Annotated in this window: 28 protein-coding genes and 1 pseudogene; 6 read left to right on the forward strand and 23 right to left on the reverse strand. The window is 74.9% G+C overall.

Features of this window, described 5'->3' with window-relative positions:
• Window positions 1-112: 112 nt before the first annotated feature.
• The 8 genes from MFF58_RS12670 to MFF58_RS12705 all read right to left on the reverse strand — a co-directional run bounded on the left by MFF58_RS12670 (window position 113) and on the right by MFF58_RS12705 (window position 5733).
• The gene (locus tag MFF58_RS12670) at window positions 113-1531 is read right to left on the reverse strand and encodes a sensor histidine kinase (RefSeq protein WP_238287809.1); all 1419 of its coding nucleotides are present in this window, start codon (window positions 1529-1531) and stop codon (window positions 113-115) included.
• A 15-nt stretch (window positions 1532-1546) separates the two neighbouring features.
• Complete coding sequence (locus MFF58_RS12675) at window positions 1547-2698, reverse strand: 2-methylaconitate cis-trans isomerase PrpF family protein (RefSeq protein WP_373323342.1); 1152 nt, start codon at window positions 2696-2698, stop codon at window positions 1547-1549.
• Window positions 2699-2703: 5 nt separating this feature from the next.
• A complete protein-coding gene (locus MFF58_RS12680) occupies window positions 2704-3381 on the reverse strand; it encodes a response regulator transcription factor (protein ID WP_010684559.1) in 678 nt (225 codons plus the stop codon).
• 35 nt (window positions 3382-3416) lie between these two features.
• Window positions 3417-3788: a PepSY domain-containing protein gene (locus MFF58_RS12685; RefSeq protein WP_238287813.1), complete on the reverse strand. Its 372-nt coding sequence runs from the start codon at window positions 3786-3788 to the stop codon at window positions 3417-3419.
• A gap of 124 nt (window positions 3789-3912) precedes the next feature.
• A complete protein-coding gene (locus MFF58_RS12690) occupies window positions 3913-4197 on the reverse strand; it encodes a hypothetical protein (protein WP_238287815.1) in 285 nt (94 codons plus the stop codon).
• A 1-nt stretch (window position 4198) separates the two neighbouring features.
• Window positions 4199-4549, reverse strand: a complete 351-nt coding sequence (locus tag MFF58_RS12695) for a hypothetical protein (protein WP_238287817.1) — start codon at window positions 4547-4549, stop codon at window positions 4199-4201.
• Between the two features lie 70 nt (window positions 4550-4619).
• The gene (locus tag MFF58_RS12700; protein WP_238287820.1) at window positions 4620-5162 is read right to left on the reverse strand and encodes a hypothetical protein; all 543 of its coding nucleotides are present in this window, start codon (window positions 5160-5162) and stop codon (window positions 4620-4622) included.
• Between the two features lie 67 nt (window positions 5163-5229).
• Window positions 5230-5733, reverse strand: a complete 504-nt coding sequence (locus tag MFF58_RS12705) for a phage tail tip lysozyme (protein WP_238287823.1) — start codon at window positions 5731-5733, stop codon at window positions 5230-5232.
• Between the two features lie 88 nt (window positions 5734-5821).
• Here MFF58_RS12705 and MFF58_RS12710 point away from each other — a divergent pair, with 88 nt between their 5' ends.
• A complete protein-coding gene (locus tag MFF58_RS12710; RefSeq protein WP_238287825.1) occupies window positions 5822-6379 on the forward strand; it encodes a GDSL-type esterase/lipase family protein in 558 nt (185 codons plus the stop codon).
• Window positions 6380-6985: 606 nt separating this feature from the next.
• Here the strand turns inward: MFF58_RS12710 and MFF58_RS12715 are convergent.
• Genes MFF58_RS12715 through MFF58_RS12735 form a run of 5 tightly spaced genes read right to left on the reverse strand, consistent with a single transcriptional unit; the run spans window position 6986 to window position 13950 of the window.
• On the reverse strand, window positions 6986-7966 hold the full coding sequence (locus tag MFF58_RS12715) for a DUF2793 domain-containing protein (RefSeq protein ID WP_238287827.1): 981 nt from the start codon (window positions 7964-7966) through the stop codon (window positions 6986-6988).
• 17 nt (window positions 7967-7983) lie between these two features.
• The gene (locus MFF58_RS12720; RefSeq protein ID WP_238287828.1) at window positions 7984-11877 is read right to left on the reverse strand and encodes a baseplate multidomain protein megatron; all 3894 of its coding nucleotides are present in this window, start codon (window positions 11875-11877) and stop codon (window positions 7984-7986) included.
• A gap of 51 nt (window positions 11878-11928) precedes the next feature.
• Window positions 11929-12426 (reverse strand): NlpC/P60 family protein, encoded by a 498-nt coding sequence (locus MFF58_RS12725; protein ID WP_238287830.1) that lies wholly within the window; start codon window positions 12424-12426, stop codon window positions 11929-11931.
• Window positions 12423-13298, reverse strand: coding sequence for a phage/gene transfer agent baseplate hub protein (locus MFF58_RS12730; protein WP_238287831.1), 876 nt, complete (start codon window positions 13296-13298; stop codon window positions 12423-12425). Before MFF58_RS12730 ends, MFF58_RS12725 begins: the two co-directional genes overlap by 4 nt.
• A 10-nt stretch (window positions 13299-13308) precedes the next feature.
• A complete protein-coding gene (locus MFF58_RS12735) occupies window positions 13309-13950 on the reverse strand; it encodes a DUF2460 domain-containing protein (protein WP_238287833.1) in 642 nt (213 codons plus the stop codon).
• Here MFF58_RS12735 and MFF58_RS12740 point away from each other — a divergent pair.
• Window positions 13933-14214 carry a hypothetical protein gene (locus MFF58_RS12740; RefSeq protein ID WP_238287834.1) on the forward strand — a complete coding sequence of 94 codons (282 nt, stop codon included), beginning with the start codon at window positions 13933-13935 and terminating at the stop codon, window positions 14212-14214. The two genes, MFF58_RS12735 and MFF58_RS12740, sit on opposite strands and share 18 nt — an antisense overlap.
• A 39-nt stretch (window positions 14215-14253) precedes the next feature.
• Complete coding sequence (locus MFF58_RS12745) at window positions 14254-15171, forward strand: TauD/TfdA dioxygenase family protein (protein ID WP_238287836.1); 918 nt, start codon at window positions 14254-14256, stop codon at window positions 15169-15171.
• Between the two features lie 153 nt (window positions 15172-15324).
• Here MFF58_RS12745 and MFF58_RS12750 read toward each other — a convergent pair whose 3' ends face one another.
• The 7 genes and pseudogenes from MFF58_RS12750 to MFF58_RS12780 form a co-directional block, all read right to left on the reverse strand.
• Window positions 15325-15903: a phage tail tape measure protein gene (locus tag MFF58_RS12750; RefSeq protein ID WP_238287837.1), complete on the reverse strand. Its 579-nt coding sequence runs from the start codon at window positions 15901-15903 to the stop codon at window positions 15325-15327.
• An 8-nt stretch (window positions 15904-15911) separates the two neighbouring features.
• Window positions 15912-16079 (reverse strand): annotated as a pseudogene (locus tag MFF58_RS12755) (rcc01693 family protein); the annotation flags it as partial.
• Between the two features lie 83 nt (window positions 16080-16162).
• Window positions 16163-16495: a gene transfer agent family protein gene (locus MFF58_RS12760; RefSeq protein WP_238287841.1), complete on the reverse strand. Its 333-nt coding sequence runs from the start codon at window positions 16493-16495 to the stop codon at window positions 16163-16165.
• Between the two features lie 3 nt (window positions 16496-16498).
• Window positions 16499-16909, reverse strand: a complete 411-nt coding sequence (locus MFF58_RS12765; protein ID WP_238287843.1) for a phage major tail protein, TP901-1 family — start codon at window positions 16907-16909, stop codon at window positions 16499-16501.
• Between the two features lie 60 nt (window positions 16910-16969).
• Window positions 16970-17386, reverse strand: a complete 417-nt coding sequence (gene gp17, locus MFF58_RS12770; RefSeq protein ID WP_238287844.1) for a tail completion protein gp17 — start codon at window positions 17384-17386, stop codon at window positions 16970-16972.
• Window positions 17383-17736, reverse strand: coding sequence for a head-tail adaptor protein (locus MFF58_RS12775; protein ID WP_238287845.1), 354 nt, complete (start codon window positions 17734-17736; stop codon window positions 17383-17385). The genes gp17 and MFF58_RS12775 overlap by 4 nt, the downstream gene beginning before the upstream one ends.
• 23 nt (window positions 17737-17759) lie before the next feature.
• Window positions 17760-18314 carry a head-tail connector protein gene (locus MFF58_RS12780; RefSeq protein ID WP_238287847.1) on the reverse strand — a complete coding sequence of 185 codons (555 nt, stop codon included), beginning with the start codon at window positions 18312-18314 and terminating at the stop codon, window positions 17760-17762.
• Between the two features lie 44 nt (window positions 18315-18358).
• Between MFF58_RS12780 and MFF58_RS12785 the strand changes: the two genes are divergently transcribed.
• The 3 genes from MFF58_RS12785 (at window position 18359) to dps (ending at window position 20857) form a co-directional block, all read left to right on the forward strand.
• Entirely contained in the window at window positions 18359-19123 is a 765-nt protein-coding gene (locus MFF58_RS12785; protein ID WP_238287848.1) for a S1 family peptidase, read from the forward strand.
• A gap of 156 nt (window positions 19124-19279) precedes the next feature.
• On the forward strand, window positions 19280-20191 hold the full coding sequence (locus MFF58_RS12790) for a S1 family peptidase (protein ID WP_238287851.1): 912 nt from the start codon (window positions 19280-19282) through the stop codon (window positions 20189-20191).
• Between the two features lie 120 nt (window positions 20192-20311).
• Window positions 20312-20857, forward strand: coding sequence for a DNA starvation/stationary phase protection protein Dps (gene dps / locus MFF58_RS12795; RefSeq protein ID WP_238287852.1), 546 nt, complete (start codon window positions 20312-20314; stop codon window positions 20855-20857).
• Between the two features lie 254 nt (window positions 20858-21111).
• Here dps and MFF58_RS12800 read toward each other — a convergent pair whose 3' ends face one another.
• The 3 genes from MFF58_RS12800 to MFF58_RS12810 form a co-directional block, all read right to left on the reverse strand.
• A complete protein-coding gene (locus tag MFF58_RS12800; RefSeq protein WP_238287853.1) occupies window positions 21112-22404 on the reverse strand; it encodes a phage major capsid protein in 1293 nt (430 codons plus the stop codon).
• A 38-nt stretch (window positions 22405-22442) separates the two neighbouring features.
• Complete coding sequence (locus MFF58_RS12805) at window positions 22443-22961, reverse strand: HK97 family phage prohead protease (protein WP_238287855.1); 519 nt, start codon at window positions 22959-22961, stop codon at window positions 22443-22445.
• A 254-nt stretch (window positions 22962-23215) separates the two neighbouring features.
• The gene (locus MFF58_RS12810) at window positions 23216-24415 is read right to left on the reverse strand and encodes a phage portal protein (protein WP_238287857.1); all 1200 of its coding nucleotides are present in this window, start codon (window positions 24413-24415) and stop codon (window positions 23216-23218) included.
• Window positions 24416-24616 lie beyond the last annotated feature (201 nt).

The following is a 24616-nucleotide window of genomic DNA, read 5'->3' on the forward strand; positions in this document are numbered from 1 at the left end:
GGCACGGTGTCACGCAACTCCCTCACGAAGACAAGGGCCTAGCCGTGGCCATGAGGCCGCGCCGCGGCGCCGGGGAGGCGCGCGAAGGCGCCCGGCACGGCTCGGCGCGGTCTCAATGCGTCGCGGCCCCCACCGGCGCGTCGCCCGGAACCTCCAGCACCGCGCGCAGGCCGCCCAGCGCCGCCTCCTCCAGGGTGAAGCGCCCCCGGTACAGGGCGGCGAGATCGGCCACGATCGACAGGCCGAGGCCGGAGCCGGGCTTCGATTCGTCGAGCCGCCGCCCCCGGCCGAGCACCGCCTGTCGGGCTTCGGGCGGCAGGCCGGGGCCGTCATCCTCGATGGCGACGACGAGGTGGGGATAATCGTCCTTGTCCACCGCCTCGGCCCGGATCGCCACGCGGCCGTGGGCCCATTTCGAGGCGTTGTCGACGAGGTTGCCGACCATCTCCTCGAAATCCTGCCGCTCACCCCGGAAGCGCAGTCCCGGCGGAACGTGGACGTCGTAGGCGATGTCCTTGTCGCGGTAGATCTTTCCGAACGTCCGGACGAGGCCGGCGAGCGCCGGCTCGACCTCGGTGGACGTGCCGAGGGTGCCGGCCAGCGCGGCCGCGCGCGCCCGGTCGAGGTGGTAATTGACCTGATCGCGCATCACCGCGGCCTGCTCGCGGATCTTCTGCGTCAGTTCCTCGGGGGCGTCGGACGCGCCGACCTCGTTGACGATGATCGAGAGCGGCGTCTTCAGGGCGTGGGCGAGATTGCCGACCTGGGTGCGGGCGCGTTCCAGGATCTCCCGGTTGGTCTCGATCAGGAGATTCACCTCGCCGGTGAGCGGGGCGATGTCGCGGGGATAGGTGCCGGTGATCCGGTCGGCCTCGCCCCGGCGCACGGTGCCCAGCGCGGCGCGCATCTTCTTGAGGGGCGCGAGGCCGAACCGGATCTGCAGCAGGGTCGTGATCGCCAGCGACAGGCCGAGCAGCCCGAACGTGATGGTCAGCGAATTGCGGAACCGGTCGACGTCGTTGACGATCTCGTCGGCGGGACCGGCGACGCGGACCGTGTAGCGCCCCTCCTCGCCGAGATCGACGTCGCGCTCCATGATGCGCAGGAGCCGCCCGTCCTGCCCCCTGCCGTAGCCCTGGCGGATCTGCCCGACGCCGACCTTGCCGTCCGAATCCGTGGCGGCCGGCAGCGGCACGCCGACGAGGGAGCGGGAGGTGCGTACGTCCCGGGGCTTCGCGTCGGGTTTGCCGACCTGCCAGTACCAGCCCGACAGGGGCAGGTCGAAGCGCGGGTCGCCCAGCGAGAAGGTCCGGCTCTCGGGATCGTTGGGCGAGACGAGATCGGTGGCGAGGTTGTTGGCGAAGACGAGGAGCCGGCTGTCGAAGGACCGCTCGGTGTTCTCGCGGTAGAGGGTCGTGAGGATCCAAGCCGCGATCAGCAGGATCGCCGAGCTCGACAGGAACGCCGACACGGCGAGGCGCACCGCGATGGAACGGCGGCGCAGGGAGAAGAGGCCGAGAAGGTCGATCATCGCGGCGCCTATCGCTCAGACGGGCGGCGGCGCATCGTAGTACACCGCGCCCCGCATCAGCGGGCGCGCCGTCCGGAAGAACGCGCCGCGCTCGGCCCGCCAGCCGTCGCCGTCGCGAGTCACGGACGCGTCGGCGGTGAGGATGCCCGAGGGCATGCCGACCCGCAGGGCCGCGTCGGTGGCGCGGGCGGCCTCGTGGACGAGGCTGCCCGTGAGCCGGGCGGCCACCGCGAGGCACAGGGTGGCGGTGAGCGGCAGGGCCTGATGCGGCACGCCGTTGGAGATCATCCGCGCGGTGAGGTCGACCTCTTCGGCGCGGACGGCCGTGCCGGAGAGGCTGCCGGAATCCTGCGGCCGCGCCACGAGGCCGACGAACGGCACGTGGACGATGCGGGCGGCCGCGTCGAGATCGGGCGCGATGCCCATCGCCACGGAAGCGGCCCGGCGGATCCGTGCGAGCCGGTCGAGGAGGCCGGGCACGGCCTCCAGGGCGGCGGGCAGCTCGGTGCCGGAAAGCCCGAGATCGGCGGCGCGGACGAAGGCGCAGGCGTTGGCCGCATCCACCAGCGAGGCCTCGATCGATCCGAGGCCCGGCACGTCGAGGATCTGGCGGACGGCGCCGGTGGGCAGCAGCCGTCCGGTGGTCGCACCGCCCGGTTCGACGAAATCGAGGCGGACCGGCGCGCCGGTGCCGGCCACGCCGGGGATCGCCAGGGCGCCGCGATAAACGGTGCGGCCGTCCCGGACCTCGAACTTGGCCTCGATCAGCTTGCGCGTGTTGGTGTTGAAGATCCGCAGCCGCACCGGGCCGTCGGCAACCTGCACGAGGCCCTCGTCCACGGCGAACGGTCCGACCGCCGCGAGCATGTTGCCGCAATTGCCCGAGAGATCGATGCGGCCGTCGCGGACCACCACCTGCACGAAGGTGTAGTCGATATCGGCGTCCGGCCGCGCGGAGCGCTCCACCACGCAGATCTTCGAGACCGACGAGACGCCGCCGCCCATGCCGTTGAGCTGGCGCCCGAACGGGTCGGGGCTGTCCATGGCGGAGAGGAAGACCGGCTCCCAGGCGGCGAAGTCGCCGGGCACGTCCCGGCGGTGCAGCATCAGCGCCTTGCTGGTCCCGCCGCGCATGAAGACCGCCGGCAGCGTGCCGGGCGCCGACACGGTCGTCACACCCGCGCCGGCGGCTGGTTCGGGTCCACGAGGTAGCCGAGGCCGCGCACCGTCTGGATCAGGTCGACGGCGAGCTTCTTGCGCAGCCGCCCGACGAACACCTCGATGGTGTTCGAGTCCCGGTCGAAATCCTGGTCGTAGAGGTGCTCGGTGAGTTCGGCCCGGGAGACGACCCGGCCGGTATGGTGCATCAGGTAGGAGAGCAGCCGGTACTCGTGGCTCGTGAGCTTCACCTGGGCGCCGTCGACGAAGACCTTGCCGGAGCGGGTGTCGAGGGTCACGGGCCCGCAGGCGATCTGGCTGGTGGCGTGGCCGGCGGCCCGGCGCAGCAGCGCGCGGACCCGCGCCATCAGCTCCTCCATGTGGAAGGGCTTGGTGACGTAGTCGTCGGCGCCGGCATCGAAGCCGTCGACCTTGTCGGACCAGCGGTCGCGGGCGGTGAGGATGATCACCGGAGTTTTCACGCCGGCCCGGCGCCATTTCTGCAGCACCGTGACGCCGTCGGCCTTGGGCAGGCCCATGTCGAGGATGATGGCGTCGTAGGGCTCGCTCTCGCCGAGATAGCCGCCCTCCTCGCCGTCATAGGCCTTGTCGGCGACGTAGCCGGCCTCCTCCAGGGCGGCGACGACCTGCCGGTTGATGTCCTTGTCATCCTCCACGACGAGCAGACGCACGGCTCATTCCCCTCCGAGGCGGTTTCGGCACCCGCTCAATATTGTCCTGACACGCTGCCGGTGCGCGCGTCGACGATGACGTGCACGAAATGACCGTCCCGGCGCAAGGCGGTCAGCATGTAGACGAGGGTGTCCTCGTAGCGGCAGAGGCTCGCCCGCTGGATCTCGGCCCGGGGGATCACCGTGCGGGCCGCGCGGATCGCAGCAACGGGCGGGATCACCCGGCGCTCGCCGACCTCCTCGCGCATGTCGGCGGGGGACAGGCAGGATTCGATCCGCAGCGGCGCCTGGCCGGAGACCGCCCCCGTCTGCGGGGCCGGACCATCGTCGGCCATGGAGCCGAGGCCGCCCGCGGCGAGGGCCGCTGCAGTCAGGCTGATGGCGACGAGGGCGATGGCGTAGCGCATTGGCGGAAGATGTGGGCCGAGGGCACTGAATGCGCCCTGAATGCGCAGCTTGCCGCGCCGAGCGGCAGGGGGACCGGTTATGCGGGTTGTGAACGATCGGATGGCGCACGGCATGGTGCCGGCATTACGGGTGAGGCGCCGCCGGGTTCCCCCGTCCCGGGCGGTTCGCACAGGCCATGCGGGTTGCCTCACCGTGCCCCCCGGCGCCCCCGTCGCGGCCGCCGGCGACGAACCGGGATGGTCGGGCAAGCCCGCCGGTCGCGGTCGCCCCCGCGGTGAGGGCGGCGCCGCCGCCAGGCCAGGGCCGGAGGCCGAGCTGCGCGCCCCCGTGGAGCGCGATCGACAGGGCCGCGCCCCCCGACAGGGCCAGCCAGAGCCGATCGAGGATCCGGTCCCGCTGCACGCCCATCTCAACCTCCCGCAACCACGGTCCAGAGGGCCCGCAGGGCGGGGATGCGCCCCGCGAGCCACGCGATCTGGTCCGAGAACCAGTGCGCGGCCGCCGCCGCGGCGACGAAGGCCAGGATCGTCGCGTGCTTCAGCCGGTGGAGGTACCGGCGCAGGGCCCGCCGCTCGATCCGTTCGTCGATCAGTTCGTCCAGGACGGCGAGGCGCGTCTCGGTCTGGCGCGCGAACCACGCGTGCCAGAAGGGCGGGAAGCGGATCGTCCGCGCCCGGCCCCCGAGGGCGGCGCCGGACCTGGGCTCGTCCTCGGGCGGCGCCCGTGCGGGTCTGCGGGGCGGCGTGCGGATGATGGTCATGGCCGAGCCCTGAGCCGGTGGACCGGGCGCGGGGCGCCCGGTCGTGGTCGTGCCGGAACCCGACGAGGCCTCAGCCGCGTCGCAGGGCGGGCTTCCGGGCCGGGGGACCCTGCAGCTCCGCCAGCGCCGGGGCGAGGACGTTGGCCGCGCTGGCCTGCGGCTCCAGGGGCAGCGCCCGGAAGATGCGGGCGGCGACCCCCTCGGCTCCGCCCGCCCTTCGGACGACGTGGGCCGGCGCGGTGGCGAGGACGTGCCGGGCGCCGGCGGCCACCACGGCGGCGCCGAGATCGACGCTGACGGTCCGACCCTTGGCGGCGCCGGCCACGGCGTTCTGACCATAGGCGGCGCCGGCCCGGATCGCCGCCTCGACCCGGTCCCGCGTCAGCACGGAGGTGGCCCAGGGCGCGACCCGGGCGATGCCGGCCGTCACCGCCGCGGCGGCGATCGGCACGAGCACGGCCGAGGCCGGTTGGAGCAGGGCGACCAGCCAGTCGCCCCACGGCACGCTCACGGCCGAGGCGGTCCCGTCCCCCGCCCGCGCGGGCGACAGCAGGGCGGCGAACGGGAGGGCGGCGCAGGCGAGGGCGAGCCCCGCTCGGATGCGGTGCGTCATGGACGATCTCCGTGGACAGGCGCGCGGCGGACCCGGCCGGCTCGGGAACAGCTTCGGCGCGGCCGGCTCAGCGCGGTTCGCCGGGGCTCCGCGCGTCACCGCCGCGGAGCGCGGCGAGCGCCCGCCGTGACCAGGCGAGGCGGCTCGGCAGCGCCACGATGCCGGGCCGCTCGAACCGCCGGCAGACCGCCGCAGTGGCGGCCTCGAGCGTCGGGGCCTGCCGCAGGGCGGCGAGCGCCGGGGCCTCGGTGGTGCGCAGCTCCACGCAGAGATAGCCGTAGCTCGCCTCGGGCGCGGCCGGATCGAGGCCGTGCGCCCGGCACCAGACCTCCATCGCGGTGCGCCGCGGGCCGGTCCACTGCGCGAGCCCCCAGCCTCCGCGGGAACCAGGGACCGCGGGAGCGATCTCCTGAAGGTCGCGGAACCCGCCGCTCTCGTGGCCGAGATTTCCGAGGAGGCCCGCGGCCTGGACGTCGGTCAGGCCGAGGTCGCGCATCAGGCGGGGTCCGAGGCTCCGGCACGCTTCCTCGAAGGTGCGGGCGGGCGGCCGAGCGGATCGGGTGGTCTGCATGGGCGTGCTCCCCGCGATGGCCGGCCGGCCGCCGCCGGGCTATGGCACCGCGGGATCCGTCCCCCGGGCGGCGGCGTGGATGGTGTGAATGGTGGGACGCGGACAGGACCGGCCGCTGGTGTTCATCGGCGACTCGATCACCGCCGCCTGGGGTGTGACGGGGGCCGAGACCTTCGCGCGGCACGGCCTCCTGGCGCGGGGCGTGCCGGGCGAGACCAGCGGGCAGATCCGGGCGCGCTTCCTCCGGGACGCGGCGGGGGCGCGCGGCGTTCACCTGCTCTGCGGGATCAACGACATCGCCGAGGTGGACGGCCCGGTCTCGGACCGGGCGATCTGCGAGAACATCCTCGCCATGGGGCGGCTCGCCTTCGAGGCGGGGCTGCCCCTCTGGATCGGCACCGTGATGCCGAGCGATTTTCAGGGCTGGCGTCCCGAGTTGCGGCCGGTCGCGCGCATCCGCGCCCTGAACGGGTGGCTGCGCGCGACCTGCGCGGCGGGCGCCGCCCGCCTCGTCGATTATCACGCGCCGCTCGCCACCGCGTCCGGGGCGCTTCGCCCGACGCTGACCGACGACGGCATCCACCTCAACCCGGCGGGCTACGCGGCGATCGAGCCGGTGATGCTGGCGGCGCTCGCGACAGGGTGAGCGCAGGGACCCCGCCCTCTCGGAGCACGCCCGTGCACGGTCCGGGGTGCCAGGAGCCTTCGGAGGATCGCCCGTCGCTGCGGGACGCCCCAGGCGAGCCCGGAACGGCCGGGCCTGGTCCCACAGGGTATCTCCGGGCGTCCGATCCTGAGGCGCGGGCGGCTTCCCGACGGCCTGCCACGCGTACGTGATGGCCAGCGGGCCGCACGGCACCCTCCATCCCGGCGCGGCGAACGCGCGCGCGTCGGGTCCCCGCGCGTGGCGGCGGCTCAGGCGCGGCGGTGCCGCGACCTGCGCCATGACACGACCCGTCCGGTACGCGCCCCACGACCGCGTCGTCGAGGCAATCGAGCGCGAGCGGGCGCCCGGGAAGTGGCGGCGCGGCTGGACGATCCGCCCGATCGCGGAAGTTGAACCCCGATCGGTCCGATCTGAACGACGCCTTCGGCATCACGCCTTCCGCATCACGCCTTGGGCGGCGCGACCGGATTGTGGAAACCTCATCCGTCACGCTGGGACCGCGGAGCGGAGCCCGGAGCGACCGGCGGGTCAGTCGAACGGCGCCAAGAGGCGGCAAGAGGGGGTTGAGCGATACCGCGGAACCGCTCACGCAGCGGCCCGCGTCCCGGCCGCCAGCGGTGTCCCGTCGGCCCGCTGGTAGTGCCACACGCGCCAGCGGCCGGCCGCGTCCGAGAGGGCGAGGCAGGTGTCGTCGGCCGCCGTGACGATGTCGGCCCGGGTCGGCAGCGCGAGCGCGTCCGCATCATGGACCAGCCGCACGCGTCCGGCGAAGCGCACGAGCCGCTCCCGGCCGGGGATGCCGCCGAAGCTCGTGATCGTCGCCGCACCCGTGACCAAGACCCGCCGCGTGCCGGTGCCGCCGAGATCGGTGGCGGCGGCGGAAGCCAGCGTGGTCTCGGCGGAGGTGAAGTCGATGCCGCCGGTCTTCGCCGAGGCGGTGAGCGCCGTCGCGTAGGCGGAGCCGTCCGCCGACACCTTGAGGCTGAAATCGTCGCTGCCGAGGAGGCCCAGCAGCGCCCGGGCCGCGTAGCCGGTCTCTAGGACCAGAGCGGCGTCCCGGGCGGCGGTCTTCTTGTTGATCGCGACGCGCATGTCCCCGGAGCCGGGGGTGGCGTCGTCCCAGGTCAGCAGGGCGGCATCCGCCTTGACGGCGAGGCGGTTGTAGGAATCCGCACCCGTGTTGATCCCGAGGCGGCTCACGCTCTCGATCGCCGCGAGGCTCCGGCGGAAGCTCGTCCAGGCCGCACCGTCGTACACGTAGAGGTCGGCCTCATCGATCAGGTATGCGAACCATCCGGCCCGCGGCGCCGAGCCGGTCCAGATCCCGTCGGCGTAGCGCACCACCTGCCCGCCGAGACCCGCCCAGGCCCCGCCGGGATCGGCCGCGACCACGAGGTAGCGGTCGCCCTCGGCCGGGCTCGGCGGCGGCGCGGTCAGGTCCTTGTCCAGGCAGGCGAGCTGGACCAGGGCGTCGAGGAGGCCGAGCGCCTCGTTGTGGGTGACGTGCTTCTGCGCTTGGCTCGCCGCGATCAGCGGCAGGCCGAGATGGGGCGTGACGTCGGACATGGGGCACCTCCGGTGGTTCAGGCCGAGCGGACGGGGATGCGGGCGCGGCAGGCGGGCCCGGGCCCCGCGACGGTGCCGCGCTGCGCCACGGCCACGTCGAGGCTGCGCTGCGGGCCGCCGAAATCCGCCGCCTCCTCGGCGTAGAGGATCTGCTGGGCGTCTGCCCGGAGCGTGCGCAGGGCAGCGCCGGACGCCGAGAAGACCGTGACGTCGTAGGCCTCGGCCTCGTCGAGCGGGATCTCGGCGGCCTCCCAGGCATCGCCGTCGCGCCGCGCCCGGCGGATCCACGAGAGCCGGACGCCGTCGGCAACCCGGCGCGCCCGCAGGTGGACGGGCCGCAGGGGCCGGAGCGCCGAGAACCCGGCGGTGGCGGAAAACGCCGTGAACGACGGGTCGCCCGGATCGCGGTCCGCGGGTCCGACCCGGTAGCGGAAGCCCCGCCCGGCCTCGTCCAGGCGATCGACGAGCGGCACCGCCGCGCCGTCGTCGAGGCGCACGATCAGGCTTCCGGACGGACTCGTCCGCCCCGCCGCGGCCTCGCTGCCGGCGAGGCCGCGCAGGAACCCGGACAGCCGGTAGGTGTCGGGCCCGGTCAGCACGGCGTTCGCCGCGCAGAGCAGCTCGCCGCTGCCGTCCGGCCCGATCAGGGCGAACAGGTTGCCGCCCGCCAGCATCGCGGCCTCGCCGATGGCGGCGAGCGCGCCGCCCCGGCGCAGGGTGACGTCGAGGTGCACGCCGCGCTGGATCCGCCAGAGCGGCCCGGCGGGCAGCGGCGACAGGGTCTGCCCGAGGCAGGCAGGGTAATCGACGTGGCCGTGCAGGCTGAGCGGGCCTGCGCCCTCCGCGCGCCAGATGGCGGCCGCGCCGGGCCACGGCTCGGCCGCCACCGCGCACCATTGCAGAACCGTGGGGGTGCCGCGGTCCGCCGGCAGGTCGAGCGCGAGCGCGAGCGGCGGCCCCGGGAAGACCGGCGGCGGCGCCTCCGGCTGGGCCGGGCTTCGGGCGAGCAGGCGCCCGGGCCCACCCCGGGGCGGCACGCCGCTCGCCTCGATCCGGCGGCCCGTGGGGGCGTCGTCGATCCGGTCGATCCTGCGCAGCACCGTGCCGCCCGGCACGTCCGCGGGAATCGCGAGGAGATCGCCGGGCTCCAGCGCGATCCGGCGCGGGCTCACGGTGAACGCCGCGGTATCGCGGGCCGAGAGGGTGCGGTCGAGGATCGCCTCGGCCAGCCCGTCGCCGGTCTCGCGGCGCGTGACGATCGCCGCCTCGATCCGGGTCTCGCGGCGGCGCGCACCGGCGGGTCGCACGGCCGCCGCCGTGGCGCGGCGGTATTCCGGGCTCTCGGCCTCGGTGATGCCGAGCTCCACCGAGCGCGGCAGGGCGCTCTCCTCGGCGCGGACCTGGCGGAGCACCGGCTTCTCCCGCGCGAGCCCGACGAGGTCGGCCTCGGCGAGCACCACGGGCCGGTCGCGGCGCGGGCCGCGCAGGCGCAGGATGCCGGCCACGGCCGAGACGTCGAGGCCGTAGACCTGCGCCAGGGTCTCCAGGGCGCCGCGGGCCGTGAGCGGACGGTCGACGACGTAGCCGTCGAGATAGGCGGCGGCCTCCACGGACACGTCGGCGTCGAAGCCGAATTCGCCCAGGATCTTGAGGACCAGCAGGTCGAGGTCGCAGCCCTCGATCCGGCCGGTGATCCAGTGGCCGATGCGCCAGTTGCCGGTATCGGCCCAGACGCCGCGGACCGTCGGGAAGGCCGGGAACGGGCGCGCGTCCCAGGCCCAGACGAAGATCCCGTCCGGATCGACCATCCGGCCCCCGTAGACCGGAGAGACCGGGTTGTCGGCCTCCCGGAAGCCGGGATCGGCCGGGTCGAAGCGGGCGAGGATCACCTCCAGCCCGCGGATCTGGATCAGTTCGTCGCGCAGGCCGCGGGATGCCGGCGGATAGGCGCCCTCGGGGGACTTCGGGTCCGGGAAGACGTTCGGGCCGTTGGTGCCCTTGTCCACCGCGGGCACGCCGACCTCCGTGAACCAGACGGGCTTCCCCATGGGAACCCAGGCGGTGGTGCGGGTCTCGGCGCCGTTGTCGCGCTCCACGTGCGGGTTCGACCACCACGCGACGAGATCCTTCGGCCGGAAGATCCAGGGCTTGCCGGCGGCGCCGTCGGTGATCGGCCGGCGGTCCTGGGCGGCGCGGCCGGCCGCGTCGGCGTAGTACCAGTCGAAGGCCTCGCCGGAGGCGCCGCGGGCCCGGAGATAGGCCCGGTCGGTGATGTCGCCGGCCGCCGCGCCGTCGGCGTGCTCCGGCGCGTCGCGCCAGTCGGAGACGGGCGGGTACCAGTCGATTCCGACCGCCGCGATGTTGGAATCGGCGAAGAGGTCGTCGAGGGGGAACCGCACCGTGGCGCCGCCGTCGCGGACATCGGCACCGTACTCGGTCCAGTCCGCGCCGTAGACCAGGGCGACCCCGGGCCCGAGGCGCGCGCGCACGTCGGCGGCGAGGCTCCGGAACGCCTGCACGGCCGGGTAGCCGGCGCCGCCGCGCACCCGGGTGAGGCCGACGAATTCGCTCCCGATGACGAAGCCCGCGAGCCGCACGCCGGCGGCCGCCCAGCGCGCCGCCAGGTCGGCGTAGTGCAGCACCTCGGCGCGGTAGCCGTTGGCGAAGAACGCCTCCACCTGCGCGTCGGCGGCGGCGGTCCCGTCCGGGCTGCCCGGACGGCCCGGCGCCGGGTCGCAGGTCACGTGCCCGCGCCAGGGATAGGGCGGCTGGGACGCGCCCGGCGCGCGGGGATCGGGCAGGCCGTTGCCGGCGGCCACGTCCATCATGACGAACGGGTAGAGCAGAACGTCGAGGCCGCGGCGCGCCAGCTCGGCCACAAGCCGGGTCAGCCCGGCATCCGCGGGCGTGCCGCCATAGGATGGCGTCCCGTCCGGCAGGGTCGAGACCACCTCGGCCGCGCCGCGGGCGATCCCGGCCACCGACCAGTCCTCCGGCCGCGCATGCTTCCGGCCGGTCTCGACCCTGGGTACCACCCGGCAGGTGCCGGCGCGCAGGTCGGTGCCGAACCAGGTCGCCACCACGGCGACCCGGCGCAGGTTCGGGCACAGGGCCTGGAGGGCGTCCAGAGACGCGATCACGTCGGTGATGCGCTGGAGCTGGTGGCGGTTGGCCGCCTCGGTCCGGCCGAGGCCGAGATCGACGGTGACCCGGTCCGGATCGAGGGCGAACTCGCCGGCCCCCGGGATCAGGTCGACGGCGCGGACCCGGCCGAACAGGCCGTTGACCGGGCGGATCACCTCGAAGGCGAATTGCGGCACGCGGTTGCCGAATTCGGCGAGCGGCAGGCCCTCGAACACCACGTAGGCGAGGCCGCGATAAGCGGGCGCGTTCTCAGGCCCCTCCTTGGCGACGATCAGCGGGTCGGGCGCCTGGTCCGGCCCGCCGGTGTGGACCCGGATCGCGAGGCCGACTTGGTCGATCTCCCGGCCGTCCGCCCAGATCCGCCGGACGAAGGCGATCTCGCCCTCGCACAGCCCGACCGCGAGGTTGGCGAAATAGGCGTACCGGGTCGCGACGGTCTTCTGGCCGCCCATGCCCTTGGCGGGCGTCGCGGCGCGCTGCACCGTGGTGTTGGCGACCTCCAGCGGGCGCGTCGCCCAGATCAGGCTGCCGCCAACCTTCGCGCGTCCGTAGACGCGGGGGATCGGGTCGCCCTCGGTGGAGGTGAGCCCGGCCACGTCGGCGAGGCGCGGCCCCTCGACGAAGCGCGTGCGCCCGGAGCCCGACAGGGCGCCGCCCAGCGCCGAGCCCGCGACCGAGCCGAGCACCCGCCCGACGATTCCGCCGATGGGGCCGCCGAGGGCGGTTCCCACCGCGGCGCCGGCCGAGGACAGGATCAGCGTGGCCATGGCGGGGCTCCAGATCCGTGGTGTCGGGCAGCATGCGCGGCGTGATGACGGCTACCGGCTCGGCTGCGCTCCGGGCGCAGAACCGGACGGGGCCTCCGGAAACCGGAACACCCCTGTCAGGTGCCGGCGCCACCACGCGGTCAGCGCCACCTCGGCGACCACCGCGCCGTCGTGCGCGTGGATCATGCCGCCGTCGCCGGTGGCGATGGCGCAGTGGCGGGCCGGAAGATGGCGGCGGAAGGCGAAGAGCAGCACGTCGCCCGCACGCGGCGACGCGTCGGCGAGGGGGCCGGGCACGGCCGAGAGGTGGCGTGACGCCGCCTCGGTGAGCGGGTCGGTGCCCGGGGGGGCGGATTCCGCCCAGGCGCCGGCATAGGGGGGCACGGCCTCGGGCTCGTGCCCGTAGAGCCCCCGCCAGACCCCGCGCAGAAGCCCGAGGCAGTCGCAGCCGACACCCCGCAGGGAGGCCTGGTGGCGGTAGGGCGTGCCGAGCCAGAGGCGGGCCTCGCCCAGCGCCGCCGCGCCGGTGTCCCGCCGCATCGCGCTCATCGGAACAGGCTCCCGCCGTCGAGGATCGCCGCCGAGCCCGGCACGGTGCGGGCCACCGCGTCGTTGCCGGGCATGTGCGGGAAGCCCTGGAAGTTCGCCGCGTTGGCGAAGCGGTCCCGGCAGGTGCCGAGGCGCTTGTCGCAGCCGGCCGTGAGGGTGAAGCCGTCGCCGGTCGCCACGGGCCGGGGCGGCACGGTCCAGAGCTCGATCAGGTCGCCGAGCTGGAGCCGGATATCGACCGCATGCCCGGCATTGGCGCCGACCGTCCAGGTGAGCCGGCCGGCGGTGAACAGGCCGTCCGGGAATTCGCCCGTCAGGACGGCCGAGACCGTCGCGGGTTCCGGGATCGCCGTCACGCGCCCTGCGGTGCGCCACGCGGCCAGGTCGACCCGGCAGCGCGCGTCCCCGAGGTCGGCGTCGCAGGTCGCCCGGTAGCTGCGGCCGCGCTCGGCATCGAGGCGGTGGGTGAGTCCGCGCAGCTCCGCCACGAAGGCGTCACCCTCCCGGCGCACCTCGCCGATGGTGGCGAGATCGAGGAGGAGCCGCGTCGCCGGCCGGGTCCAGTCGACCAGCCAGGTCTCCACGGAGGCGCCGTCGTAGAGGCCGCCGGCGATGTCCGCCTCGGTGAGGCCGAGGCTGCTCAGCGCACCGGCGACATCGCCGCCCGAGACCGCGAAGCCGAGTTCCGCGCTGGCCTCGGCGGCCTCCAGCCCCGTCCGGGCTTCGTGGACGAGGCCGGAGAAGGTCAGGTCGCGGTCGTGGTCGGTGAAGCCGAGGGCGACCCCGTCCCGCCGCCGCAGCGACCAGCAGCGGCACAGGGTGGTCACGCCCTGCGCGAGATGGGCCGCGAAGGCCTCCGGGATGTCGCGCATGGCACTCTCCTCACGGCACGATCTCGACGAGCGGCACCTTCGGGATCTCGCCGGCCGCGAAGGCGGCGAGGTCGATGATGAGGTCGTCGGTGTCGAAGCGGACCGGCACGTCGAAGGCGAAGCCCGCCGTCACGGCGGCGCCCGCGGGCGGCAGATGCCCGGCCGCGAAGGTGACGAGCCCCGTTGCCGGGTCGCACCCGAAGGCGTCTGGCGCGACCTCGCTGCCGCCGACCGCCACCCGGACGCTGCCCGCCACGGGCTTGGCGATCCGGCGCCGGTAGGGCGCGAAGCCGCCGCCGTAGGTCTTCACCAGCGGGAAGGACGCGGTCGCGCCGTCGCCGAGGCCGAGCGGCTGATCCAGGGGGCCGACGGCGCGGCCGGGCGGGCCGGATCGGCCGTCGACCCGGTCGCGGAAGCGGAAGCCGTAGAGCCGCCCGCGCCGCTCCTCGAAGAAGGCCAGCACGCTGTGGAGCGCGTCGAGCCCGCGCATCCCGAACCCGGCATCGTAGCGGCGGCGGGAATCGGCCCAGCGGCCATTCCGGTGCTCCCGGCCCGAGGCCAGCGTGACGATCTCGGTCAGCCGCTGCGGGCCGCCGCCGGCGCGCAGCGACACGTCGAGGGGGAACAGCACCTCGTGGAAGTCGCTGGCCATCGGGGTCTCTCCGGTTCGGCGGGCTGCGTCCGCGTCGATCCCCCGGCCGCCACCGTCGGCCGGGCCGCGTCCCCGGTCCTGCGCGACGCCGGGGAACGTCATCGCTGCCGGCCCGGGCCGCTCGCAAAAAGTCTTTCCGGAAGGGAGGGAAAATCAAAAACACCGTTCATCGACAAAGGACGGCCGTCGATCGAAGATCGGCGCGGCGAAACCGTCGAGGACCGCATCATCCCGGTCCGGAACACCTGCATCGACCGCGCATGATCTGCGCGCCACTTCGCCGAACCCTCAGGGAGCCTTTCGATGAGCGCCGTCCCCCAGCCCCTCCACGCGTCCACCCCCGCCCTCGACCTCCGCCGCGTCGCCGGCCGGATCGGCGCGGAGATCCGCGGCGTCGCCCTCTCGGGCGACCTCGATGCCGGGATCGTCGCGGCGATCCGGCAGGCGCTCACCGCTCACAAGGTGGTGTTCTTCCGCGACCAGACCCTCGACGAGGCCGGGCAGGAGGCGTTCGGCCGGCGCCTCGGCGACCTCGTCCCGCACCCGACGGTGCCCTCCCTGGCAGGGACGGCGGGCGTCCTCGACATCGACGGCAGCCGGGGCGAGCGGGCGAGCTCCTGGCACACCGACGTGACCTTCGTGCCGGCCTATCCGGCGATCTCGATCCTGCGCGCCGTGACGCTGCCGCCCTACGGCGGCGACACGCTCTGGGCCAACACGGCGGCGGCCTACGCCGACCTGCCCGAGCCCCTGCGCGACCTCGCCGATCGCCTCTGGGCGCTGCACTCCAACGTCTACGATTACGTCGGCGGGCGCGTGAACGTCTCCGAGGCCGGGCGGCGGCGCTACGACGAGGTGTTCACCAGGACCGTGTTCGAGACCGAGCACCCCCTGGTCCACGTGCATCCGGAGACCGCCGAGCGCTCGCTGATCGTCGGGCACTTCGTCCAGCGGATCCTCGGGCTGACGACGGCGGATTCCCAGCACCTTCTGGCGATCTTCAACGACCACGCCACCCGGCCGGAGAACACCGTGCGCTGGTCCTGGCGGACCGGCGACGTGGCGATCTGGGACAACCGGGCGACCATCCACCGAGCGGTGGACGATTACGGCGACGCCCCCCGCGTGGTCCGCCGCGTGACGATCCAGGGCGTCGCCCCGGTGAGCGTCGACGGCCGCCGCAGCCGTGCGCGCGCGGCGCAGGCGCAGCAGGCGGCGTGACAGGGGTCGGCGCCCGCCCCCGCCCCCGGCATCCCTCCCCGTGAGGGATCGCGTACCCGCGCCGACGTGAGAGCCGGGGCACCACGGCCCGCGAGGGGAGCGCGACGGGCAGGAAGGCGCGGCTGCGCCCCTGCGCTGGCGCCCCCCGCCCGCTCACGTCGCCCGCTGGCCCCGTGCCACGGCCCGGGCGAGGCTCGCGGTCACCTGGGCCTCGGACCGGCGGAAAGCCCCCGGATCGGGCGTGGCGATGTGCACCGTCACCGAGACCGGCCGCGCCGAGGCCCCGCCCGCCGCGACGCCGAGGCGGCCGTCGACGCCGCGGGCCAGCGGCAGGATCGCCTCCGGGCCGGCCTCGCCCATCAGCCCGGTGCCGCCCGTCATGGGGAAGTAAGTCGGCGCGGCCACGACGCCGCCCGCCGCGAAGGGCTGCACCCGGCCGCCCCGGAACACGCCGCCCCGCGCGAAGCCGGCCGCGGCCTCGGATCCCGCCCCCAGGGCGGCGTCGATGAGGCCCGTGATGCCGGAGCGGATCGGGCCGGCGGCCGCCCGGGACGCCGTGCCGGCGAGGCGGGCCCCGATCGTGCCCAGCACCCCGTCGAGGCTGCGGCCGGAGGCGGCGCCCCGGGTCAGGGCCGCGTCCAGGCTGCGGCCGAAACTCTGCGCCAGCCGGTCGAGGGTTTCGAGCTGCTGGATCCGCGCATCGCCCTGTGTGTCGGAGTCGGTGTCGGCCATGGGGCGCCTCAGGTCGGGTCGGGATAGGCGGCGAGCAGCCGCTCGAAGGCGGCGCGGGTCAGGGGCTCCGGCCGGGCGCCCCGGCCGAGCGCCGCGGCGAACTCGCGGGGTGTCGCCGTCCAGAAGGCGGCGGGGCTCCAGCGGAGCACGCCGAGACCGAGGGCGAGGGCGTCGTCCCAGGGGAAACCGCAGGCGGCGCCGCGAGGGCGGCGGCGGGGGTTTCGAGCCGGGGTCGGTTGCGGTTCCTCCGACCCCGGCTCTACGGAGGGTTTGCGGGTGCCGGCCCCTCCCCGAAGGCCGCCGCCAGCACCTCGCCGAGGGCGGCCGAGACCGCGTCGAGCCCGCCCGCGAGGGGCAGCCGCGCCACCGCGGCGTCGTCGATGTCGTGGCCGCCGCCGCGCAGGGCCACGCCCAGCAGGGCGATCAGGTCGCGGGCCGAGACGCGCCCGCCCGCGAACCGGTCGGCGAGGCCCGCAAGGTCGCCGGCCTGGAGCGCGGCCTCCAGCTCGGCCAAGGCGCCGAGGGTGAGGCAGAGGGTGTAGCGCCGACCGCCCAGGGCGAGCGGCACCTCGCCGCGGATCCGGTTGGCCATGGCTCACGCCGCCGCGAAGGCGAGCGCGCCGGCCGAATCGAGGCTCACGTCGAAGGTGACCTCGCCGGCATGGTCGCCGCGGTATTCGAGGCTCGCGATCTGGAATGGGCCCTCCAGGATGCCGAAGGCCGGCACCACGACCTGGAAGGTCTCGATCGCCCCCTCGAAGAAGATCAGCCGCAGCCGCGCGTCCGAGGCCTGATCGCGGAAGACGCCGGAGCCCGAGATCGCGGCCCGACGCACCCCGGCGCCGGCCAGGAGCTCGCGCCAGCGGCCGGTGGAATCGGCGTTGGTCACGTCCACGGTCTCGGCGTTCAGGGTGATCTGCCGCGTGCGCAGGCCCGCCACCGCCACGAAGCCGCCCGCGCCGTCGCCGGCCCGGAGCAGCAAATCCTTGCCCTTCTGCGCGCCCATCGGCGTCCTCCTGCCTGGTTGATGGAAAACCTCGCCGCGCGTCGTCGCCCGCCCCGCCCCTCACAGCGTCTCGGTGACGGCCTCGAGGGTCAGGCGCGCCCGGGCCTCGCCGGTCCGGGCGTCGCGGTGGGCCTCGATGGCGCGGACCCGCAGGGTGACGAGCCGGCAGCCGGTCAGCGGCATCGCGGTGTCGGCGAGCAGCGCCGCCATGCGCGCGGCGGCGTCCAGGGCGGTGCGGACCGAGCCGGGCCGCGCGATCACCGCGATGTCGTGGCGGTGGCGGTGGCGCTCGGCGAAGTCGACGGAATCGTCCTGGATCTCGGCGTCGCCGAACACGGCGTAGACCGGGATCGAGCCGCGGGGCGGCTCGTCGTAGAGCCGGACCCGTCCGCCCAGCAGGGCCGCGAGGGCGGCGTCGGCCGAGAAGCGGGCGATCAGGCCGGCGCGCAGCGCCAGCAGCGGGCACGGATCGGTCACGACAGGCTCTCCCGCGGCAGCTCCTCGACGTGGCAGACCCGGTCGCGGCCCCGCGCGTCCGGCTCGGCGACGGCGCGGATCGCGAAGCGGCGGGGGCCGGCGGCGAGCCGCATCGTCGGATCGAGGTCGGCCCGGCCGCGCAGGGTGATGCGGTAGGCGGGCAGCGTGTCGGTCCGTCCTCCAGCCGGGCGGTCGACGATCCCGGCCGGGGCGAGCGCCCCCCACAGGACCGGGCCGGCGACGTAGCGGCGCAGCACGCCGCCGAAGCCGTCGGGCGACTCCACGGGCCGTTCGAGCACGAAGCGGCGGCGGCGGGCGCCGAGGGACGGCCTCTGGGAGACGGTCGTCATGGGCCGGGCTCCGGAGAAGGACATCACAGCCGCATCCGGCGGAAGGGGGCGGCCAGGTCGGCCGCCTCCGCCTCGGGCTCGTCGCCGCGATGCTCGTAGCGGGCGGCGGCGAGGCGCAGAATCGCGAGCCGCAGGGGGGCCGGCAGCGGCGGGCCGTCGCCGCCGTAGCCCGCCGCGACCTCGATCAGGATCGTGCGGCCGGCGGGATCCGGCACCGCCGGATCGACCCGCAGGCACGGGTCCTCCACCGGGTCGGGCCCGAGGCGCACGAGACCGTCGGCCAGGAGGGCGATGTCTCCACCGGCCACCGCGAACCCGGCGCGCGCGAGCTCCGCGAGCGGGCTCAGCGGCAGGGGCACCCGGCCGTCCGGCGGCCAGGCAGGCAGGGCGATCCGGTAGCGGCCCGGCACCAGGATCCGGCGGGTCTCGAGCTCGAGGCTCGCGCGGACCGCGGTGATCAGGGCGCCGAGCAGGTCGTCCTCGGCGCCCCCGTCGTCGGAGTCGAGGCGCAGGTAGGCGCGCAGGTCGGCCACGCTCACCGGCTCGACGGCGGCGGCGTCGATGCGTAACGGGATCATCGCGTCCCTCACCCAGGTGGTTTCAGGTGGTTTCAGGTGGTTTGATGCCGATCTCGAAGCGCCGCCCGCCGGCCCGCGCCGTGCCGGCGACCCCGTCGCTGGCGGCCCTGACGCTGGCGGCCCTGACGCTGGCGAGCCTGCCGGCCCGGGCGATCGTGGGCGGCGCGGAGGTGCCGGCCGGCGGGGCCGTGATGGTCCTGTCGTCGCAGGGCGGCGTCTGCACCGGCGTGGTGCTCGGCCCCGACACGGTGCTCACCGCGGGGCATTGCGCGGCCGGCGCCCCGGAGCACCGCATCCATTTTCGAGACGAGGCCGGCGCGCCGGTCCTCGTGGCGGTGGCCGCGCGCGCCGTGCATCCGGGCTACGACGCGGGCGCGGCGTCGGGCCGGCGCCGCTCCATCGACCTCGCGCTCCTGCGCACCGCGACGCCGCTGCCGCCGCGCTTCGTCCCGGTGGCCCTGAGCGCCGCGATCCCGCGGGCCGGCGAGAGGCTGACCCTGGCGGGCTACGGCGCCGCCAAGCCGGGCGACCCGCGCTCCACCGGCACCTATCGCGGCCTCGGCCTGCCGGTCATCGAGCCCCACGGGCCGAGCCGCATCCTGGTCTGGCTGAAGGGCGGCGCCGGCGGCGCCTGCCAGGGGGATTCCGGCGGCCCGATCGCCGGGCCGGACGGCGCCGTCCTGGCGGTCGCCGCCTGGGTCGGCGGCGCCTGCGGCGGCCTCACCCAGGGTGTCCTGGTCGGGCCGCAGCGCGGCTGGATCGACGGCACCCTCGGCGGCTGGGGCCGGAGCGTGCGCTGGGCGGAGTAGACCCCGCGCGGATCCGCAGGGAACCGCAGCTTGGCCGGCTCATTGCCTTGCTCTAGGCTCACCTGTCGGCCTTGCCCCGCCGCCCTGCCCCGCCGCCCTGCCCCGTTGCCCTGCCCCGTCGCCCCATCCGCGCCGACGGCGCCCCCGGAGTGCTCGATGTCCCCTCGCCCGATCCGCAAGGCCGGCCTTCTCGAGCGTCTCCTGTGCGGAAGCCTCGGGGGCGGCCTGCTCGGGGCGGCCCTCGTCGGTGCGCTCGCCGGCCTGATGCCGGCCCCCGCGGCGGCCGTGATCAACGGCACCACAACCCGTGATCCGAACGGCGCGCGCAGCTTCGTGGTGCGCATCGAGAGCACGGAGGGCGAGATCTGCTCCGGAACCCTGATCGCCCCGGACCTCGTGCTCAGCGCCGCCCACTGCGTCATGCGTCCGGCCGGCTACACGGTGATCAGCGTCGACCGGGGCTTCCGCCAGCACCGGACCCCGGTGATTGCCGCCACCATGCACCCGGACTTCGTGCCCGGCACGACGCCGGAGGAGCAGCCCGGTGTCGACCTCGCGCTCCTCAAGCTCGAACGGCCGCTCGGCGCCGACTACGTCCCCCTCGATCCGCGCGGCGCCGCCGCGATCGATACCGGCGCGGCGGTGGACATCGCGGGCTTCGGCGTCGTGGCCGAGAACCGGCGGGGCTCGGCCCGGGTCCTGCGGCTCGCGCATCTCGTCTCCATCGGCTCGCTGCAGGTCGCCAACCGGGTGACCGTAGTGACCGACCGGCAGCGCATGGCCGAGACCTCCGGGGCCGGGGCCTGCCTCGGCGATTCCGGCGGCCCGATCCTGGCGGGCGGGTCCGGCGGCTACCGGATCGTCGGCGTGGTGAGCTGGTCGAGCGGTGCCCTGCAGCAGGGTGTCCGCCGGACCGCCTGCGGCGGCTTCACCGCCGTCACGCCGGTGGCCGAGCACGCCGGCTGGATCTCCGCGCGCTCGGCCGAGTTGTCGCGGATCCAGGTGGGCGACGCGATGCCGCGCGGTAACCGCTCGGACTGGATGGCGCGCCCGGCCCGGTCCCGCTAGGGCACCCAGCCAGAACCTGTCGGCATCCCTGGATCCTGCCGGGATCGTTCACGCGTGCGGGAACCGGAGGCCGCATCCGAACTTTCGCCTCCGAACCTTTCAGGCATACGGAGCGAGAGCATGGCCGACACCGGCACCACCAACACCCCGCGGACTCACAAGACCCGCAACAACACCGATTCGAACGCCAAGAAGGTCTCCATCGAGGCGCTCAACGCGCGCTTGGCGGACGGCATCGACCTGGCGCTCGCGATCAAGCAGGCCCATTGGAACCTCAAGGGTCCGCAATTCATCGGCGTCCACGAGATGCTCGACGGGTTCCGCACCCAGCTCGACGAGCTCAACGACACCGTCGCCGAGCGCGCGGTCCAGCTCGGCGCCACGGCCTTCGGCTCGACCCAGGCGGTCGCTGAGCGCACCAAGCTGCCGGCCTACCCGACCGGCATCTACGCGATCGCCGACCACATCGCCGCGCTGATCGACAGCTACGCCGCCTACGCCAACGCGGTGCGCCAGAACATCGACGAGACCGACGAGGCGGGCGACCCCGACACGGCCGACCTGTTCACCGAGATCTCGCGGGCGGTCGACAAGCACCTCTGGTTCCTGGAGGCCCACGTGCAGGAGCCCACCGGCACCCTGCGCGACGGCAATTCCGGGCGCTGACGTCCGGGTGGCACCCACCGGACCGCACCGCCAGCCGGTGCGGTCCGGTACCGACGCCCGCCCGCCCATGGGGCGGCGCGTTTTACCGGCCGGCGGCGTCCCTTCGGGGCCATGCCGGTCGGCGACGATCCCCACCGTCATCCGGGGCCGGGAAGCCGCGCCCGAGGACGGGGATCGGCAGTCTCCGCACGCGCCCCTGAGCGCGCCCCGCGATGGCCCCCGCCCGCCTCGCGAACGCCCGCGGGAGCCCGCGCTCAGCCGAATTTCAGCAGCTTGATCGCGTCGAAATCCTGTACCCCGCCGCCGACGCGCTTAGTGGTGTAGAACAGCACGTAGGGCTTGGCCGAGTACGGGTCGCGCAGCACCCGCATCCCCGTACGATCCACCACCACGTAGCCGCGGCGGAAATCGCCGAAGGCGACCGACAGGCTGTCCTTCCCGAGATCGGGCATCGCCTCGGCCTCCGTGACGGGGAAGCCGATCAGCGTCGCGGCCCGGTTGGCGGCGAGCGGCGGCTGCCACAGGTAGTTGCCCTCCGCGTCCTTGAACTTCCGGATCGCGCTCTGGGTGCGCCGGTTCATGACGAAGCCGCCGTTCTGGCGGTAGCCCGCCCGCAGGCCGTAGATCAGGTCGAACAGCACGTCGCCCGGATTGGTCGACGGGAAGGCGCCGGCCGCGCCGGTCGCCACGATGCCGAGCTTGCCCGGCACCCAGGCGGCGTTGGCCACGGTGTCGTAGGCGAGGAAACCCCGGGGGCGGCTGGCGCCGTTGCCGGTGACGAAGGCGACGCCCTCCTGCTCGGCGAACGCCGTCTCCACCTCGGACGACAGCCACGCGTCGAGGTCCACGACGGCGTCGTCCAGCAGCGTCTGCGTGGCGGCCGGCATCGCGTAGAGTTCCAGGGCGGGGAGCGCGATCTCCGACAGGGCGGGTGCGGCGGTCTCCGGGCGCGGCGCGGCCTCGGCCGCCCAGCCGGTGATCGGCGCTCCGACCGAGACGGCGCGCTTGTACTGCGCGCCCGAGATCTGCTGCACGCTGGCGATCGACCGGATCGGCGAGATCTGGCCGAGCCGCGTCAGCACGGTCCGCTCGATCGTGTCGGGCACGAGGTAGCCGCCGTCCGGACCGGAGCCGGCCGACAGGGCCTTGGCCTCCAGGCGCTTGAGGCCGGCGCTCTCGCCGGCCCGGACGTAGAGGTCGAAAGCGGCCTTGTGCTCGTGCGCGGCCGTGCCCTCCCGGGGATCCGGCCGGCCCAGGGGCGGCCGGGCCCGCTCCAGGCCGATCCGGTCGAGGCGGGTACGGGCGGCGTCGAGGGCGGCATCGATCCGGGCGAGCTTCTCCTCGGTGAGGACGTCGGCGCCGAGCCGGCCCTCGATCTGGCCGATGCGCGCGTCGTTCGTCTCCTTGAAGGCCGCGAAGGCGGCGGCGAGGTCGTCGAGGGCCGAGCGGACCTCGCCGCCCTCGGGGCGGGCGGCCTTGTTCTCCAGGTCGGGCAGAGCGTCCTTGGTCTCGAAGGCGGCGCTGGCGAGCGCGGTATGGGCGTTCATGGGGTCCTCGTCGGCGGGGGCGGAAGTCGGGGTGGCGGTCAGGGCCGGAGGCCCGGCTGCGGACGGACGGCGGGAAGCGGGCGCCGCGGCGGCGCGATCCTGCGGGCGAGGCCGCGGATCTCCTCCGACAGGGGCGTCGCGCCCGTATCCGGGCGCGGACTCGCGCGGGCCGCCTGCTGCAGCGGGAAGGTCACCAGGGAGATCTCCCAGAGATCGACCTGATGGAGCCGGCGCTCGCCCCCGCCACCCTTCCGGGCGCGCAGCGTGCGGAAGCCGATCGACAATCCGTCCAGGCCGCCCCCGCGCATCAGGGCGTCGACCTCCCGGGCGCGCTGCACCGCGAGGTTGAGCTGCCCTTCCGCGAACAGGCCGCGGGCATCCTCGCGGAGGGTGATCCAGCGGCCGATCGGTTCGGCGGGGTCGTGCTGGAACAGCAGGCGCACGCCGGCCGGCCCGCGCCCGGCGAGGCTCGCCGCGAAGGCGCCCGGCACGACCACGTCGCGGCCGAGATCGGGCACGCCGAAGACGCTGGCATAGCCCGTGAAGTGGCCGTCCATCGGGTATCCTCGGCTGTGGGACGTGTCTGGGGAGCGGACCTGGATCGGACGCACGCCCGCCCTTCAGCGCTGCGACGCCCAGGGCGGCCGACGCGTGCGGCGGGCCCCTCTCGGGATCCGGCAGGCCGGTTCGGGCAGCGGGTTCGAGCAGCGGGTTCGGGCGCCGGGTTCAGGATCGTCGTCCGGTCGATGGATCGGCGGTCCGGTGACCGACGCGCCCGCCCCCGCGGAGCGGAAGGGAGATGCGCGCCGTGTCAGGCCGCCGCCCCGCCGGCCCGCTCCGGTGGGTAGCCTACCGCCTCGCGCTTCTCCGCCACCGACAGAAAGTCCGCGGCCTGGATCCGGCGCCACAGGGATTCGCGCTCGGCCGCGAGCGCCTCGATCCGGTCGAGGTCCGGCTCGAGGTCCACCGGCCCGAAGGCGGGCTCCAGCCAGCCGGCCAGCGCCTGCGCGGTGCGGGCGGCGAGCGGGATCAGGGTCTGCCGGTACAGGGCGCGGTTGGCCTCGGCGTAGTTGGCGTGGGTGTTGTCGCCGGGCAGGCCGAGCAGCAGGGGCGGCACCCCGAAGGCCAGCGCGATCTCCCGCGCCGCCGCGTTCTTGGCTTCGACGAAGTCCATGTCCCGCGGCGACAGGGCCAGCGGCTTCCAGTCGAGGCCGCCCTCCAGCAGGAGCGGCCGGCCGGCATTGGCGGCGCCCTGGTAGTTCGCCTCCAGCTCCGCCTTCAGCCGGTCGAACTGGGGTTCGGAGAGTCCCGCCCCGGCGAAGACCAGGGCTCCGGACGGTCGCGCGGCGTTGTCGAGGAGCGCCTTGTTCCAGGCGCTCGCGGCGTTGTGGATGTCGAGCGCCGTGGCCGCCGCCGCGATGGGCGCGAGGCCGCCGGCATCGTCGTCCGGGTGGAACAGGGCGAGCGCCAGGACCGGCGCCACCTCGGCCGCGCCCGGCGCCGGCAGGTCGAACCGGCGGCTGCGTCCCCCCACCGTGTAGAGATAGGCGGCCGGCCAGCCGTCGGGCCCGGGCAGCATCCGCATCCGGGCCGGCCGCAGGGTCTGCAGGGCCGCGACCCGTCCGTCGAGGTCGACCGCCTCCAGGTAGGCCGTTCCGGTGAGCAGGAGGTCCGCGTAGACGGTCTCCAGGAGCTGGGTGCCGCTGTCCCGCGGGTTCGGCCGGGCCAGCAGCGCCAGGAGATCGCAGGCCCGCGCCGCGCCCGGCCCGGTGGCGATCAGCGGCAGACGCGCCGCGCTCTCGGCGACGAGGCGGACCGCCCGGTGGACAATCGGGTTGCCCTCGTAGCCGGCCCGGGCCAGCGCGGCTGGGTCGCGGGGCGTCCAGTTGGCCCGCCCGTCCGCATAGAGGGCGAAGGCCGGCGCCGGGGCGGCCTTGGTGGCGGGCGCCGGGCCGGAGCCACCCGCGGCGCGGCGCGCGAGCCGCGCCAGCCGTTCGACGACAGTCGCCATTCCGGTCCGCTCCTGAGCTGTGGTCGCGCGCAGATTGATCGTGCCCAAGTTATCGGGCGCGACCCCACAACAATCCGGGGAATTTGTACCGTTGGAAGCCGCGCCGTGGCCTCCCGGCTACAGCATGGCTCAAGAAATTGTGTATACAGGATGCAGTTCGTTCCAGAGACCACGAACCGACTCCCGGCGCGCTTCTCATCG

The organism is Methylobacterium longum (assembly GCF_022179385.1).
Lineage (GTDB): Bacteria > Pseudomonadota > Alphaproteobacteria > Rhizobiales > Beijerinckiaceae > Methylobacterium > Methylobacterium longum.